13 protein-coding genes are annotated in these 15,713 nt (G+C 69.8%); 10 read left to right on the top strand and 3 right to left on the bottom strand.

The window, feature by feature from the left end; all coding sequences use genetic code 11:
• The first annotated feature begins 111 nt into the window (after positions 1-111).
• The 7 genes from AB0I66_RS22085 (at position 112) to AB0I66_RS22055 (ending at position 7,292) form a co-directional block, all read left to right on the top strand.
• Entirely contained in the window at positions 112-1,095 is a 984-nt protein-coding gene (locus AB0I66_RS22085) for a sugar ABC transporter substrate-binding protein (protein WP_363209619.1), read from the top strand.
• Entirely contained in the window at positions 1,092-2,162 is a 1,071-nt protein-coding gene (locus tag AB0I66_RS22080) for an ABC transporter permease (RefSeq protein ID WP_363209618.1), read from the top strand. Before AB0I66_RS22085 ends, AB0I66_RS22080 begins: the two co-directional genes overlap by 4 nt.
• The gene (locus AB0I66_RS22075; RefSeq protein WP_363209617.1) at positions 2,159-2,980 is read left to right on the top strand and encodes an ATP-binding cassette domain-containing protein; all 822 of its coding nucleotides are present in this window, start codon (positions 2,159-2,161) and stop codon (positions 2,978-2,980) included. Before AB0I66_RS22080 ends, AB0I66_RS22075 begins: the two co-directional genes overlap by 4 nt.
• Positions 2,981-3,118: 138 nt before the next feature.
• Positions 3,119-4,276, top strand: coding sequence for an ROK family glucokinase (locus AB0I66_RS22070; RefSeq protein ID WP_160508012.1), 1,158 nt, complete (start codon positions 3,119-3,121; stop codon positions 4,274-4,276).
• Between the two features lie 4 nt (positions 4,277-4,280).
• Positions 4,281-4,883 (top strand): sugar kinase, encoded by a 603-nt coding sequence (locus tag AB0I66_RS22065; protein WP_363209616.1) that lies wholly within the window; start codon positions 4,281-4,283, stop codon positions 4,881-4,883.
• Positions 4,884-4,936: 53 nt separating this feature from the next.
• Positions 4,937-6,223 carry a sulfite oxidase gene (locus tag AB0I66_RS22060; RefSeq protein ID WP_363209615.1) on the top strand — a complete coding sequence of 429 codons (1,287 nt, stop codon included), beginning with the start codon at positions 4,937-4,939 and terminating at the stop codon, positions 6,221-6,223.
• 34 nt (positions 6,224-6,257) lie between these two features.
• Positions 6,258-7,292 carry a hypothetical protein gene (locus AB0I66_RS22055; protein ID WP_363209614.1) on the top strand — a complete coding sequence of 345 codons (1,035 nt, stop codon included), beginning with the start codon at positions 6,258-6,260 and terminating at the stop codon, positions 7,290-7,292.
• 18 nt (positions 7,293-7,310) lie between these two features.
• Here the strand turns inward: AB0I66_RS22055 and AB0I66_RS22050 are convergent, their stop codons facing one another.
• Together AB0I66_RS22050 and AB0I66_RS22045 are read right to left on the bottom strand one after the other, a co-directional pair.
• Positions 7,311-9,329: a TerD family protein gene (locus tag AB0I66_RS22050; RefSeq protein ID WP_363209613.1), complete on the bottom strand. Its 2,019-nt coding sequence runs from the start codon at positions 9,327-9,329 to the stop codon at positions 7,311-7,313.
• 362 nt (positions 9,330-9,691) lie between these two features.
• A complete protein-coding gene (locus AB0I66_RS22045; protein ID WP_363209612.1) occupies positions 9,692-10,660 on the bottom strand; it encodes an ornithine cyclodeaminase family protein in 969 nt (322 codons plus the stop codon).
• 163 nt (positions 10,661-10,823) lie between these two features.
• On the opposite strand from AB0I66_RS22045, the gene pcaC reads away from it, so the two are divergent.
• From pcaC to AB0I66_RS22030, 3 genes are all read left to right on the top strand, one after another.
• Positions 10,824-12,122 carry a 4-carboxymuconolactone decarboxylase gene (gene pcaC, locus AB0I66_RS22040; protein WP_363209611.1) on the top strand — a complete coding sequence of 433 codons (1,299 nt, stop codon included), beginning with the start codon at positions 10,824-10,826 and terminating at the stop codon, positions 12,120-12,122.
• A gap of 40 nt (positions 12,123-12,162) precedes the next feature.
• Entirely contained in the window at positions 12,163-12,795 is a 633-nt protein-coding gene (locus AB0I66_RS22035; protein ID WP_363210039.1) for an MBL fold metallo-hydrolase, read from the top strand.
• A 101-nt stretch (positions 12,796-12,896) separates the two neighbouring features.
• Positions 12,897-13,676, top strand: a complete 780-nt coding sequence (locus tag AB0I66_RS22030) for an exodeoxyribonuclease III (RefSeq protein WP_363209610.1) — start codon at positions 12,897-12,899, stop codon at positions 13,674-13,676.
• 86 nt (positions 13,677-13,762) lie between these two features.
• Here the strand turns inward: AB0I66_RS22030 and AB0I66_RS22025 are convergent, their stop codons facing one another.
• Positions 13,763-15,484: an SGNH/GDSL hydrolase family protein gene (locus AB0I66_RS22025; RefSeq protein ID WP_363210038.1), complete on the bottom strand. Its 1,722-nt coding sequence runs from the start codon at positions 15,482-15,484 to the stop codon at positions 13,763-13,765.
• Between the last annotated feature and the right edge of the window lie 229 nt (positions 15,485-15,713).

Raw genomic sequence — 15,713 nt, 5'->3', positions numbered from 1 at the left:
CGCGTGGTCGATACTTGGGCGGCTGGGGCCGGGGATCCGGACCGGCCTCACCGAGGAGCAGAGCTAGAAGGGCACGGCGTCGTGGCAAGGGTTCAGACAGGGGTACGTGCGGTGGGCGCCGTGCTGGTCGCGGTGCTCGGGGTATCCCTCGCGGGGTGCAGCAGCACCGGTGGCAAGCGGGCCGAGGACGCGCGCAAGGCGGCAACGGCACGCGGCAAGGCGGCGGTGAGCACGCCGGAGTGGACGTTCGGCATGGTGACCCACTCGGGTGACGGTGACACGTTCTGGGACATCGTCCAGGAAGGCGCCGAAGAGGCGGCCCGCAAGGACAACATCAAGTTCCTCTACTCCCACAACGCCGAGGCCCAGCAGCAGGCCCAGCTGGTGGACTCGTACATCGACAAGAAGGTCGACGGCATCATCGTCAGCCTGGCCAAGCCCGCCGCGATGAAGGGCGCCCTGGCCCGCGCGAAGAAGGCCGGCATCCCGGTGATCACCGTGAACTCCGGCTCCGCGGAGTCCAAGGAATTCGGCGCGCTCACCCACATCGGCCAGGACGAGACGATCGCGGGCGAGGCCGTCGGCGAGGAGCTCAACAAGCGCGGCAAGAAGAAGGCGCTCTGCATCCTGCACGAGCAGGGCAACGTCGGCCACGAGCAGCGCTGCGAGGGCGCCAAGAAGACCTTCGACGGCAAGATGCAGAACCTGTACGTGACCGGCACGAACATGCCCGACGTGCAGTCCTCCATCGAGGCCAGGCTCCAGTCCGACAAGTCCGTCGACTCGGTCGTCACGCTCGGCGCGCCCTTCGCGGACACCGCGGTGAAGGCCGCCGACAGCGCGGGCAGCAAGGCCGAGGTCGACACCTTCGACCTGAACGAGAAGGTCGCGGCGGGCCTGAAGGACGGCACGCTCGGCTTCGCCGTCGACCAGCAGCCCTACCTCCAGGGCTACGAGGCCGTGGACCTGCTCTGGCTCTACAAGTACAACGACGACGTACTCGGCGGCGGCAAGCCGGTCCTCACCGGACCGCAGATCGTCACCAAGAGCCAGGCCGCCAAGCTGGAGGAATACGCGAAGCGAGGGACGCGATGACAGCCACAGCCCCGGCGCCCGCGCCATCCCCGGGCTCCCCGGACACGAAGACGGACGAGCGCCTCCTGAAGGCCTCGCCGCTGAAGAAGCTGATGGGCCGCCCGGAGCTCGGCTCCGTCGTCGGCGCCATCGCCGTCTTCGTCTTCTTCTCGGTCGCCGCGGACAGCTTCCTGCAGGCCACCAGCCTCGCCACGGTGCTCTACGCGGCATCGACCCTCGGCATCATGGCGGTGCCGGTGGCGCTACTCATGATCGGCGGCGAGTTCGACCTGTCGGCGGGCGTCATGGTGACGACCTCCGCGCTCATCTCGTCGATGTTCAGCTACCAGATGACGGCGAACGTCTGGGTCGGCGTGCTCGTCTCGCTGCTCGTCACCCTCGCGATCGGCGTCTTCAACGGCGTGATGCTGACGCGCACCGACCCGCCGAGCTTCATCATCACGCTCGGCACGTTCTTGATGCTGACCGGCATGAACCTCGGCTTCACCAAGCTGATCAGCGGCACGGTCTCCACGAAGTCGATCGCCGACATGGAGGGCTTCACCTCCGCCAAGGACGTCTTCGCCTCGACGATCACCATCGGCGGCGTCGACTTCAAGATCACGATCCTCTGGTGGCTCGGCCTGATCGCGGTCGCCACCTGGGTCCTGCTCCGGACCCGCGTCGGCAACTGGATCTTCGCGGTCGGCGGCGGCGAGGAGGCGGCCCGCGCGGTCGGCGTCCCGGTCGCCGCGACGAAGATCGGCCTCTACATGGGCGTCGCGTTCGGCGCCTGGATCTCGGGCCAGCACCTGCTCTTCTCGTATGACGTCGTCCAGTCCGGCGAGGGCGTCGGCAACGAACTGATCTACATCATCGCGGCCGTCATCGGCGGCTGTCTGATCACCGGCGGCTACGGCTCCGCGGTCGGCGCGGCCGTCGGCGCCCTCATCTTCGGCATGGTCAGCAAGGGCATCGTGTTCGCCGAGTGGAACCCGGACTGGTTCAAGTTCTTCCTCGGAGTGATGCTGCTCCTGGCGACCCTGCTCAACCACTGGGTCCGCAAGCGCGCGGAGGCGACGAAGTGAGCACCGAATCGACCGCAGTCACCGACGCCGTGCCGGAGCCCGGCCGCACCCCGCTCGTCGAGCTCGACGACGTCAGTAAGTACTACGGCAACATCCGCGCCCTCGAAGGGGTCTCCCTGGAGGTCCACGCGGGCGAGATCTCCTGCGTCCTCGGCGACAACGGCGCGGGCAAGTCGACCCTCATCAAGATCATCGCGGGACTGCACCAGCACGACGCCGGGTCCTTCCGCATCGAGGGCGAGGACGCGAAGCTCAGCACGCCGCGCGACGCCCTGAACCACGGCATCGCCACGGTCTACCAGGACCTCGCCGTGGTCCCGCTGATGCCGGTCTGGCGCAACTTCTTCCTCGGCTCCGAGCCGACGAAGGGCGCGGGCCCCTTCAAGCGTCTCGACGTCGATCTCATGCGCGAGACGACCCGCGCGGAGCTCCTCCGCATGGGCATCGACCTGCGCGACGTCGACCAGCCCATCGGCACCCTGTCGGGCGGCGAGCGCCAGTGCGTGGCGATCGCGCGCGCGGTGTACTTCGGCGCGAAGGTCCTCGTCCTGGACGAGCCCACCGCCGCGCTCGGCGTCAAGCAGTCGGGCGTCGTCCTGAAGTACGTCGCCGCGGCGCGGGACGCGGGCCTCGGAGTGGTCTTGATCACCCACAACCCGCACCACGCCTACCTGGTCGGCAACCGCTTCGTCCTCCTCAAGCGCGGCACGATGTTCGGCAGCTACGCGCGAGACGAGGTGACCCTCGACGAACTGACCCGCCAGATGGCGGGCGGCTCCGAACTGGACGACTTGCGCCACGAACTGGAGAAGAGCTGAGCAGGGCCCCGTCAGGGGCGCGGGGAACTGCGCGCTCAGCCCAGGCCGGCCTGCGGACGAAGACGAACAGGCGGAAGCAGGACAGGCCCCCGGCACACCGTTGAGCCACAGGTCCAGCGCAATGGCACAATCGTGCCGATGAGCACCTACCGCGATCTCGCACACCGCGGCTCCGCCCGAGCCACCGTCCTGCGGACCGTGGGCACGCGTGAGCGCCGATCACATCTGACGGCGCCCCGGGTGCCCACCGTCGGCATCGACATCGGCGGCACGAAGGTGATGGCGGGCGTCGTCGACGCCGACGGCAACATCCTGGAGACGCTCCGCACGGAGACCCCGGACAAGTCCAAGAGCCCCAAGGTCGTCGAGGACACCATCGTCGAACTGGTCCTGGACCTCTCCGACCGGCACGACGTGCACGCGGTGGGCATCGGCGCGGCCGGCTGGGTCGACGCGGACCGCAACCGCGTCCTGTTCGCCCCGCACTTGTCCTGGCGCAACGAACCCCTGCGTGACCGCATCTCCGGCCGCCTCGCCGTGCCCGTGCTCGTCGACAACGACGCGAACACCGCCGCCTGGGCGGAGTGGCGCTTCGGCGCCGCCCGCGGCGAGGACCACCTGGTCATGATCACGCTCGGCACCGGCATCGGCGGCGCGATCCTGGAGGACGGCCAGGTCAAGCGCGGCAAGTTCGGTGTGGCGGGGGAGTTCGGCCATATGCAGGTCGTCCCCGGCGGCCACCGCTGCCCGTGCGGCAACCGCGGCTGCTGGGAGCAGTACAGCTCCGGCAACGCGCTGGTCAGGGAGGCCCGCGAGCTCGCCGCGGCCGACTCGCCGGTCGCGTACGGGATCATCGAGCGGGTCAAGGGCAACATCCCCGACATCACCGGCCCCCTGATCACGGAGCTGGCCCGCGACGGCGACGCGATGTGCGTCGAGCTCCTCCAGGACATCGGCCAGTGGCTCGGCGTCGGCATCGCGAACCTCGCGGCGGCGCTCGACCCGTCCTGCTTCGTGATCGGCGGCGGCGTGTCGGCCGCCGACGACCTCCTGATCGGTCCGGCGCGCGACGCCTTCCGCCGCCAGCTGACCGGCCGCGGCTACCGCCCCGAGGCCCGTATCGCCCGCGCCCAGCTGGGCCCCGAGGCGGGCATGGTGGGCGCGGCCGACCTGGCACGACTGGTGGCCCGCCGCTTCCGCCGCGCCAACCGGCGCCGGGTGGAGCGCCACGAACGGTACGAGCGGTACGTGGAAGCGCGCCGCACCAACGACCGCACCTCTCAGGGAACCCAGTAAACAGATGACCGTCCCCCGCCAGCCCTCGTCCCCGGACTCCGCGGACTCCCCGGATCCCGCCGACGAGGGTGGCCGCCCCCGCGAGGGCCGCCGCCACATGCTCCGCCGCCGCTGGCTGACGGCCACGATCATCGTGCTCCTGATCGGTGTGCCGGCCGGCTATCTGGTGATCTCCGCGAACCAGAGCCGCAACAGCGGTCGTGACAAGGAGGCCAAGTACTCCGCGACCGGCCTCACCGCCGGCTGGCCCTCCAAGGTGCAGCGCCGTCTCTACGACGTGCCGATCCCGCACTACTCCAGGGAAGTCGCCTACTACGAGACGAACAACTGGCGCACCAGCCGTCTGTACGCCCAGTTCCTGACGAGCAACGAGGGCCTGGACAAGTTCCTCAAGCAGATCGGCTCGAGTACCGAGGAGCTGGAGAAGAACGACATCACCATCAGCAAGCGCGACCGCAAGGTGGTCGGCTGGGAGTTCACGGACCCGGGCCCCTGGCTGGGCCTGACCCATGTGCAGAAGGACCCGGTGCCGACCCTGGACGTGGTGGTGAACCGCGTCAACGCGGAGCACCCGATGGTCTATGTAGTGTCTACGACAACCCCGTAACTGGCGTGTTTCATCGGCGAGTTGCCCGAGGGGCGGCTCGTACGATGGCGCCCATGATCTCCAGAGAGACGTCCGCAGGGACATCCGAAGAGGAGTACGACAGACGCCGGCGCGCCCAGTGGTTCGCGGGGGAGGCGCGCGCGGACGGGGTGGCGCGCAGGGACATGCTGCGGCTGCTCGCGGCGGCGGGGGCCGCGGCGACGCTGCCGGTGACGCTGGGCGCACCCCGCGCTCAGGCGGCCGAGTCCGCAGTCGCGGCCGGGATCGTGAAACCGCTCCCCGATGACCGCTTCACGATCCGCGGCACGAACGCGGAGACGAAGTTCGAGGCGCTGGCGCGGACAGGCTTCCACACCCCCGCGTCGCACTTCTTCGTGCGCAACCACACGGCGACGCCACGCCTGGACGCCAAGACGTGGAGCCTGCGGATCTGGGGCGACGGCCTGAAGGGCGGCAGGACCACAGAGTTCACGCTCGCGGACCTCAGACGCCTCCCGTCGACGACCCGCACCGCCTTCGTCGAATGCGCGGGCAACGGCAGAAGCTTCTTCACCACCCAGCAGGGCCAACCGGCCTCCGGCACGGCCTGGACCCTGGGAGCGATCGGCAACGCGCGCTGGCGCGGCGTGCGCCTCTCCGAGGTCCTGCGCCGGGCAGGCGTCTCCCGCCACGCGGTGGACGTGATGCCGAGCGGCCTGGACGCGGAGTACGTCACGGACGACGGCACGAATCTGGGCCGGGTCCGCCGCCCGCTGCCGCTGGCCAAGGCGCTGGACGACGTGATCCTGGCGTACGAGATGAACGGCGCCCCGCTCCCCGCGGACCACGGCCACCCGGTGAGGGTCCTGGTCCCGTCGTGGGTGGGCATCGCGTCGATCAAATGGGTGGGCGACATCGAGGTCTCGGCCACCCCTCTCTACTCGCCCTGGAACACGCAGTTCTACCGCCTGTTCGGCGAGGCGTACCCCCCGGAGGGCAGCGCCCCGCTCACCCACCAAACCCTGAAGTCCGCCTTCGAACTCCCCTGGAACGCAAGCCTCCCGGCGTCCACGACCCACCACCTCACCGGCCGCTCATGGTCGGCGACGGGCGCGATCACCCGCGTGGACATCAGCACGGACGAGGGCCGCACCTGGCACCCGGCCCGCCTCAAGGACACCCCCCACCGCGCCACATGGACCCGCTGGACCACCCCCTGGCACCCAAAAACCCCAGGCCCGACGACACTCCTGGCCCGCGCCACGGACACCACGACCCACACCCAGCCGAAGACGACGACACACAACACCCAGGGCTACCTGTTCGACGCGGTGATACGGCATGCGGTGAGGGTGGTGTGAGAATGCTGGTCGGCCAACCGAGGGAGCATCGCAGGTGCGCGTCCTGATATCGCCGTCCTACGGCAGTCCCGAGACGCGTCGGCACTGGGCCGACACCCTCGCGCAGCAGGTGGACTTCACCGACGCCCGGTACGCCGAAGCGCTCACCGCTCAGCAGCGGACAACGCTCTTGGAACTGCACCCGCAAGGCGCTGCCCGGTTCTGGGGCGCCACGCCCAGCCACGACAAGAAGATGCAGGATGTCGACACCGGGGATGTGGTGCTCTTCACGGGAGAGAACCGCGTGCGGGCAGTGGGCGAGGTAGGGGCAGTCTTCCGGAACCGCGATCTGGCCGACCGTTTGTGGCCCCCGTCCCCGGACGGCAAGAGCTGGCACACCGTCTACTCACTGCTGGATCTCGCCGACGCCTCCATTCCGTACGCCGACCTCAATCTGGCGATCGGCTACAAACCAGCGCACAACTTCCCCGGCCAGATGGTGCTGCGGAACGAAAAGGCACGCTCGGTGCTTGAAGAGTTCATGATCACTCCGGGGACGGAATGGAGCCGGGGAGCGCAGGACGCCGCGCCGCGCGTCGACGAACAAGTCCGGCAGGCCGTCCGCATCGCCGCGCTGGAGGAGCAGCGCACCCGACGGACCTCGTTCAGTCGAAGCAGGCGCCTCGTGGTCGTCAATCGCCACGAGTCCAGCCTCGTCAGCGAGTTCAGGCAGCACCTCTTGGCCGAGGGGCGCACAGCGGTTCGTTTCTACTGTCCCGGCGGCATCAGCGATCTCTACGTGACCGATGACAGCGGGTCCGAACTGATAGAGGCCAAAAGCAACGCCGGTCACACATACGTCCGTGAGGCGCTGGGGCAGTTGCTGGACTACGCACCGCACAGCCCACAGGGAGCAGACCGCCTCAGCGCACTGTTCCCGGACCGCCCGGCCACGGGGGACGTCGCTCTGCTGCATCGCTACGGAGTCGATTGCGTCCACCGCGTGGCTCGGGGGGTCTTCAAGAAGTCACCGGCGCCGAAGGGGTGCCGGGACCGGATGCGTGAGATGTGGTCGGGGCGAAACCAGTGAGCGCAGGGCCGAGGGTGACTAGGCGGCGTCTGTGGGCTTCGTGCGCCCGGCTTGGCGCACCACCAGAGGCGTGACCACGGTCGTATGGAACCGGTCGACTGCGGAGTCCACACTGCGGATGAAGCCGGACTCGGCGTTCCCTCGCGTGTTTCCCACGCTCTTGGAGAGAGAAAGCCGGAAGCCGGTGATGCGTTCGGATCCCGCCGGGAGCAGTTCACCGGGTTCGGGACGCAGCCGCTCCAGCGTGCCACGCGGTCCTGCGGCCTCGCCCTCAAGGAGGGTCTGGACGTGCAGATCCGCAGGCGCCTCACTGAGCTGCTTCATCAGACGCTTCACCCAGGTGAGCGGGTAACCCTGGTCCGGTGCCGGGATCTCGAGGGACGTCCTCAGCTTGCCCAGTCGAAGATCGGCGCTGATTGCCAGGACGCCGGGTGCTCCGTCGACACGTACCTCGGCGTGCAGTCGCCCGTCCTCGCACAAGCGGTTCGCCAACTCCGCGCGGCGTGACTGCGGGTCGGTCCCGCGCTTGGCGCGCTGCATGGGTACGACCTTCGCGCCGAGTTCGCCGCCGAGCCGCAGACAGACCTGTCTGATCAGGCGCTCCCAGCTCTCCACTACAAGAACGGTGCGTGGATCGCCGGGGCAGAGAGTCTCGTCGTCGATGCCCTTGCGCACGGGGACCCAGGCCGGCCCCATGTTCTGGAATCCGTGGCACCCGGAGTTCTCGTGCTGGAGATAGTGGAGCAGCTCCTGCAACAGCCATGCGTGGGCCTGATGCCGTACCCCTTCGTGCCGAATCAACATCTGGGCCTGATGCGCCACTTCGGCCCAGGAGAGGTGCCAGAGCGCGACCTTGTGTTTGCGGCGCCCGTCGATCTTGACGTCGACGAGTGGGCTTCCCTCCAGGGCCACGTCGTTGGAGATGGTGATGACGGCTTCATACGCACGTCGGGCGGCGATGTCCATGTAGTCCTGGATCTGCTCGGCCCTGAGGGAGTTCCCATTGGTCTTGGTCTCCACCAAAGCCGTCCACAGCCGCCCGGCGCGCTCGACGCGAATGACTCCGTCCGGGCGCTTCGGATTCTCCCCGTGCGGGAGAGTGACTTCCGTGAACGTCTCCATACGGCCTGCCGGGGCCCCGAAGGCGGCGGTGAGACGACGCCCGAACTCGGGAACCTGGGTCATCACGGACAGCAGGATCGACGTGGCCCTCGTCTCGCGCTCCTTGTCGCTCTTCAGCGATGCCGCGGGGAAGAGCCGTGCGGCTCGCCATGAGTCGTTCTCCGCCAGGGAGACCTTCGGGGCCTTGGGAAGCGTGACCTTCTTCTTGGCCGTACGCAGGCGGCGGGCGGGGGCAGGCACGGGTGATTCCGGTGTGGGATCAGGTGCGGCCACCGGTTCTTCTGTGGTTGGAGCAGCTTCGGCCGTCGTCTGTGGGGGAGCGGGTTCCACCGCCTCATCCACTGTCTCGTCCGCGGCTTCCTGGTCGTCGTCCTCGTCGATGTCGATGCCGTAGTCGGTGGCCAACCCGGCGAGGCCCGTGTCGTAGCCCTGCCCTACGGCCCGGAACTTCCACTCGTCGTTGCGCCGGTAGATCTCGCCGAAGACGAACGCACTCTCCACGCTCGCGTCCGTGATGGCAAAGCGGAGTACGGCGTCACCGGATCCGTCCGTAAGCGTGAGGCGCAGGTCCTCCAACTCGCCGAACTGGGCGCGCTGGTGACGGCTCGCGGCGATGACGATGCTGTCGACATCGGCCGGGAGAGCGCTGAGGTCCAGCTGGATCCGGTCCTCGTTGCCGTTCTCCGTCGGGGTCAGCCCCAGAAGATGGACGCTGCCGTCCGCCGCGGCCGGGTTGTTGTAGAAGAAGAAGTCGCCGTTGCTGCGAACCTTCCCTTTCTCACTCAGCAGCAGCACGGATACATCTGCATCGCCGTGGCCGGTCGGGCTGCTCCAGCTCAGGCTGATGATGACGGAGTCTGCGTTGTCGCTGAGAGCGGACAGAGACGCGTTGGCACCTTTGATGATTTCATGCAAGGCGATCCCCCCACGGGATGGCAAGGCTGTAAGGACGCGGCCATACAGCCTTTGTTGGGCACGAGATGAAGCTCTCCCCAAGAGCTTGCGGCGAAGCCTACTCGCCTTGCTTGTGTCGCCTGGCCTGAACGGGAAGAACGGAGCACCCGGCGACGGGACGTCGCCCAGGCCGTTCAGGCCGCCCAGGCCCGCAACAGAGCGGCGCCGCCCGAGAAGCATTCCGTCGGGGACCGATATCGACTCGAGGGTATTCGTGACGGGGCCGCGCGGAAATTGGAACCTTTTCCGCTCGGACGGAAACGCTCCGCCCATAGGGGACCCGAAATGGATGGCGCTGACGGAATGAAGTAGTGCGACTTCCTCTAATCCCGGCCTTGGCGGCGGAATCCCTGGTGAGGTTGAGGGGACGCGCCCTCATACACGGCCGCCGCCACCCCCAAGTCCTCCCAGGCCATGCCCGCGGACTTGAACAGGCGTGGGCGTTCACCGGGGAGCTGGACCTCGCCGCGTACCAACTCGTCCAGCGTCCGCAGGTTCTTGACGTCGAAGGCGCCGGTGGCCGTCGCCAGGACGATGTCGCCGCATTCCCGTAGGGCGACCTCGTGGGATTCCGCCACCACCAGCGCGCGGGCCGGGAGTTTTTCGTCGACCTCTCGGGCGTCCGGTTCGTGGGAGCCCACCGCGGCCACCGTCGCGTGGGGCGGGAGCAGGGTGCTGTCGAAGAGGGGTTCGCGGGACGTCGTGCAGCAGCAGACCACGTCGGCGGTCGCGACGTCCGCCGGAGTCGCGGGCGCCGCCGAGAGGCCCTCCTTGCGGCATCGGTCGACGAAGGCCGCCACGCGAGCGGGGGTGCGCGCCACGACGTCCACGTGGGTCAGCGTCGGACGTACCGCGCGGACCGCCTCCACATGGCCCCAGGCCTGCGGACCGGTGCCGAAGACCAGGAGGCGGCGGGCGTCCGGGACCGCCAGGTGTTTGATCGCGGCGCCCGACACCGCGGGGGTCCGCAGGGAGGTGAGCGCGATGCCGTCGAGGAGGGCCAGGGGTGTGTGGGTCGTGCCGTCCAGAAGGAGGTACAGGCCCTGGACGCGGGGGAGATCGCGTGCCGTGTTCTCCGGGGTGACCGTGGCGATCTTCACCCCGGTGTACGCCCTCGTGGCGGACGGCATCAGGAGGAGCTGGCCGCCGGGTACGTCCACCACGCCGCGCGGCGGCTCCGCCTCCGGGTCCAGGCCCGCCCTGAGGACGGCCTCCACCGCCTCGATCGCCGCGGACATCGGGACGTACCGGGCCATCGCATCGGCGTCGATGTAGGGCGGAGCCTCACTCATCGCTGGTTCCTTTCGGGGGCGGGCAGTTCAGGAGCATCTGCTTGTATCTGCTCGCATTTGTCGCGCGCAATCCCGTGAAGATCCCGTGACGTGGACAGCTGTCCCTGCGAGAGCTTGTGCACCCTCTTACTCGCGCGTCAGCTCCGCCCGTTAGCGTAGAGCGGTGAGCGAGACGACTACCCCTGCCCTCCAGTACCGCTTCGACGGCCCCGAAGACGCCCCCGTGCTGATCCTCGGCCCCTCGCTCGGCACCACCTGGCACATGTGGGACCGGCAGGTGCCCGAGCTGGTCAAGCAGTGGCGGGTGTTCCGCTTCGACATGCCCGGACACGGGGGCGCCCCCGCGCACCCCTGCGGCTCCGTCGGCGACCTTGTGCAGCGGCTTCTCGTCACGCTCGACGAGGTCGGCGTGCAGCGCTTCGGGTACGCGGGCTGCGCCTTCGGCGGCGCGATAGGGGCCGAGCTCGCCCTGCGGCACCCGCAGCGCGTCGCCTCCCTGGCGCTGATCTCCGCCTCGCCCCGCTTCGGCAGCGCCGACGAGTTCCGCCAGCGCGGGGTGATCGTACGGAGCAACGGCCTCGACCCCATCGCGCGCACGTCCCCCGACCGCTGGTTCACGCCCGGCTTCGCCGCCGCGCAGCCCGCCATCACCGACTGGGCCGTACAGATGGTGCGGACCACCGACCCGGGTTGCTACATCGCCGCCTGCGAGGCCCTGGCCGCCTTCGACGTGCGTGCCGAGCTGGGCCGGATAGGAGTGCCCACCCTCGTCCTGGTCGGGTCCGAGGACCAGGTCACCGGGCAGGGCGAGGCCCGTACCCTCGTCGCCGGCATCCCCGACTCCCGCCTCGCCGTGGTGCCGGGCGCCTCCCACCTCGCCCCCGTCGAGCAGCCCGCCGCCGTCACCGACCTTCTCGTACGGCACTTCTCCACCGCCTGGCAGCTCGCACCCGACGCCACCGGGACGCACGCGGCGATCAGCGCGACCCCGGCCAAGCCGGTGCTCGCCCCGCCGCCGCCCGTCTTCCCGGTGGCCGAGATCGGGCCCATGGAGCAGCCGGAGGCCGTGGGCGACGGCCGCCCCGACCTCTACGAAGCGGGGATCAAGGTCCGCCGCGAGGTGCTCGGTGACGCGCACGTAGACCGCGCGCTCGCCGCGGCCGACGACTTCTCCACGGACTTCCAGGAGCTCATCACGCGCTACGCGTGGGGCGAGGTCTGGAACCGCCCCGGCCTGGACCGGCGCTCCCGCAGCTGCGTCACCCTGACCGCGCTCGTCGCGGGCGGCCACCTCGACGAGCTGGCCTTCCACACCCGCGCCGCCCTGCGCAACGGCCTCACCGCGCAGGAGATCAAGGAAGTCCTTCTCCAGGCGGCCGTCTACTGCGGTGTCCCCGCGGCGAACTCCGCCTTCAAGGTCGCCCAGGCCGTGATCCGCGAGGAAACCACGCCCCAGGAGTGAGGCGTAGCAGGATGGGGTGATGACGACTGCCGCGAAGCGCATCAAGCTCACCAAGAAGACGCACGCCTGTGTCCGCCTGGAGCGGGACGGCCGGAGTCTGGTCATCGACCCGGGCGGCTTCAGCGAACAGGACGCGGCGCTCGGCGCCGACGCGATCCTGGTCACGCACGAGCACCCCGACCACTTCGACGAGGAGCGGCTGCGGGCCGGTCTGGAGGCCGACCCCGCGGCCCAGATCTGGACCCTGCGCTCCGTCGCCGAGAAGATCTCGGCGGCCTTCCCGGGGCGGGTGCACACCGTCGGGCACGGCGACACCTTCGAGGCCGCCGGATTCGACGTACAGGTGCACGGCGAGCTGCACGCCGTGATCCACCCGGACATCCCGCGGATCACCAACGTCGGCTATCTGGTGGACGGTTCGGTCTTCCACCCGGGCGACGCCCTGACCGTCCCCGAGCAGCCGGTCCAGACGCTGATGCTGCCGGTGATGGCACCCTGGAGCAAGATCTCCGAGGTCATCGACTACGTGCGCGAGGTCAAGCCGCAGCGTGCCTATGACGTCCACGACGCCCTGCTCACGGACCTGGCCCGGCCGATCTACGACTCGCAGATCGGGTCCCTCGGCGGCGCCGAGCACCTGCGGCTCACGCCGGGGGAGTCCGCCGATCTGTGACCGGCGATCTGTGACCGCCGATCTGTGACCGGCGACCTGTGACCGGCGATCTGTGACCGGCGGGCCCGGCACTGTCAGTGGCGTTCGGTAGGTTGGGAAGCATGCGCATTGCCACCTGGAACGTGAACTCGATCACCGCTCGGCTGCCCAGGCTCCTCGCCTGGCTGGAGAGCAGCGGTACGGATGTGCTGTGCATCCAGGAGACCAAGACCACCGCGGAGCAGTTCCCCGCCGCCGAGCTCCGCGAGCTCGGGTACGAGTCGGCGGTGAACGCGACAGGGCGGTGGAACGGCGTCGCGCTGGTCTCCCGCGTGGGCCTCGAGGACGTGACGACGGGCCTGCCCGGCGGCCCCGACTACGACGGGGTCCAGGAGCCGCGCGCCATCTCCGCCACCTGCGGTCCCGCCCGCGTCTGGTCGGTGTACGTGCCCAACGGCCGCGAGGTGGACCACGCGCACTTCGCGTACAAGCTGCGGTGGTTCGAGGCGCTGAAGTCCGCGGTCGCCGCCGACGCGGCGGGCTCCCGCCCCTTCGCGGTCCTCGGTGACTTCAACGTGGCGCCGACCGACGCGGACGTGTGGGACCCCGCCCTGTTCGAGGGCGCCACGCACGTGACCCCCGCCGAGCGCGCGGCACTCGCGGCACTGCGGGAAGCGGGCCTCTCGGACGTCGTGCCGAGGCCCCTGAAGTACGACCACCCGTTCACGTACTGGGACTACCGCCAGCTCGGCTTCCCCAAGAACAGGGGGATGCGCATCGACCTGGTGTACGGGAACGAGGCGTTCGCGAAGGCCGTGTCGGACTCGTACGTGGACCGCGAGGAGCGCAAGGGCAAGGGTGCTTCGGACCACGCGCCGGTCGTGGTGGACCTGGACGTGTGACCGTGTGAGCGTGTGTGCGTGTGAGCGTTTGACCCGTCGGTGACGGCCGGGGAAGCCTCCCCGGCCGTCACCGACGCCCACTCTCCCTACGGCTGAAGCAGCCGCAGATCCACCGACTCCGCGATCGCGGCGAGCCCCGCGTCCCCGGGATGCAGATGGTCCCCGCTGTCGTACGCGGCCAGCATCCGCGCCGGGTTCGCCGGATCCCGCAGCACCGCGTCGAAGTCCAGGACGGCGTCGAAATCGCCACCGCCGCGCAGGTAGTCGTTGACCTTCACGCGTTCCGCGTCCGCCGCCGCCGTGCACAGGGACTCGCCCTGGCAGGGTGCGATGGTCGCGGCCACCACGCGCAGGCCCCGCGCATGGGCCCGCCCGGAGATCTCCCGCATGCCGGCGATCACCTGATCCGCCGACGCGCCCCACCGCACGTCATTGACGCCTTCGAAGACGACGACCGTACGGGCCGACGTCTGGGCGAACACATCTCGGTCCAGGCGGTGCAGCGCGCTGATGCCGCCCGTGTCGGTGGAGACACCGTCGCCGGGGTAGCGGTCCGCGACCACGCGGTTCGCCGAGATCCCCTGGTTCAGGACGCCGAAGCGCGGGACCTCGTCCTGCTGGAGCAGCCGCGTGGCGAGGACGTTGGGCCAGCGGCGGTTCGCGTCCTGCGTCGACTTCACGCCGTCCGTGATGGAGTCGCCGAGCAGCACCACCGACCCGGGCCCGCCGCCCACGTCGACACCCGTGAGCAGCGGCCAGGTCGTGATCGTCGACGTGTACGCCGCCGGGGAGCCGTCCGCCGCGTGGTCGCCGGGGCCGCTCACGTACGAGCGCTGGATGGCCTGGCTGTGCACGGGCGCGGCCGTCACCGTCTCCGGGAGGTGGAAACTCACCAGGAGATTGGTGTCCTCGGGTACGTCGAAGGCGAGCGGATCGCTGAACGCCTGTGCCCCCGCGGGGATTTCGGTGCCCGCCTCGCCCCGGAAGGACAGCGGCCGCGGCTCGCCCCGAGCTCCCGCCCCGGACTCCTGCACCGCCACCGTCGCGCTCCCGATCCGCACCGGGGCGGAGGCGAAGGTGTTGTCGAGCCTGATCCGCACCCGAGGCCCACCCGTGCTGGTGTGGACGACCAGTCGCACGGTCCGGTCGGTCCACGGGCCCACCGCCGTGTAACCGGCCGTCGACGTCGACCAGCTGCCGGTCCACCCCTTGGCCGGCTGCCGCACGGAGAGCGCGAAGACGTGCAGATCCGGGGCGCCCGGATCCTTGGGCAGGGTCACCGAGGCGACCTCGCGCCCGCGCGCCACCGGCACGGTCACCACGTACAGCCGTGTCTTCTCGGCGAGTTGGCCGCCCGGGGTGTTCACGTGCGGCAGCGCGACCGCCTTCGTGGCGAGCGGACCCGAGCGCCAGTCCGGCGCCGTCAGGCGGTACGTCCCCTTGCCGCCGTCCCGGTAGCGCACCGTCCCCGTACCGCTCGCCTCGCCGCCGGTGCCCGCGACCAGGAACGCCAGGGCGTCCCCGCGCCCGCGCACCCGCACGGACTGCCCGTCGGCGCGGACGTTGTCCTTCTCGCCTGCGGCCGTGCGGGGCAGGGTGAGGCGTGCGCCGTCCACGGCCAGCGAACGGCCCGGGGTCCAGCCCGCCGCGTCGAGATCCCGCGCCGAGAGCGAACCGCCCGAGCCGTCGAAGTCCGCCTCGCCGGGCCGCGCGTCATCGCTGATCGCCCGGTTGTCGAAGAGCCGCTCCAGGGGGAGCGGCCCGGGTCTGTGCGGGGCGGCCTGCGCCGTCGCCGTCGCCACGGGCATGGCGCCGCCGATCACCGCGAGTACGGCGGCCGCACCCCAGATACGTGAGATACGCGAGGTACGCGAGCTGCGTGGGCGCACACCAGACCCCTCCCTTTGGCTGAAGCTGACGTGACGACAGGTGCGCCATGAAGCTAAGGAGGCGGGAGAGAAGCGTCAATGAGGTGCGCGTGAACATGACCCGAACTCACCGCGATGCCGCAGTGGGCAGGGCAGCGCGGGCGCGTAC

This window comes from Streptomyces sp. NPDC050439 (assembly GCF_040655335.1).
GTDB lineage: Bacteria > Actinomycetota > Actinomycetes > Streptomycetales > Streptomycetaceae > Streptomyces.
This window is presented reverse-complemented; position numbering and strand designations above follow the sequence as displayed.

What these genes read in the sequence shown, in the direction of transcription:
- AB0I66_RS22065 (WP_363209616.1), top strand. Translation starts at nt 4,281, where the DNA reads ATGACCGTCCCCCGCCAGCCCTCGTCCCCGGACTCCGCGGACTCCCCG.
- AB0I66_RS22060 (WP_363209615.1), top strand. Translation starts at nt 4,937, where the DNA reads ATGATCTCCAGAGAGACGTCCGCAGGGACATCCGAAGAGGAGTACGAC.
- AB0I66_RS22080 (WP_363209618.1), top strand. Translation starts at nt 1,092, where the DNA reads ATGACAGCCACAGCCCCGGCGCCCGCGCCATCCCCGGGCTCCCCGGAC.
- AB0I66_RS22070 (WP_160508012.1), top strand. Translation starts at nt 3,119, where the DNA reads ATGAGCACCTACCGCGATCTCGCACACCGCGGCTCCGCCCGAGCCACC.
- AB0I66_RS22045 (WP_363209612.1), bottom strand. Translation starts at nt 10,660, where the DNA reads ATGAGTGAGGCTCCGCCCTACATCGACGCCGATGCGATGGCCCGGTAC.
- AB0I66_RS22025 (WP_363210038.1), bottom strand. Translation starts at nt 15,484, where the DNA reads ATGCCCGTGGCGACGGCGACGGCGCAGGCCGCCCCGCACAGACCCGGG.
- AB0I66_RS22030 (WP_363209610.1), top strand. Translation starts at nt 12,897, where the DNA reads ATGCGCATTGCCACCTGGAACGTGAACTCGATCACCGCTCGGCTGCCC.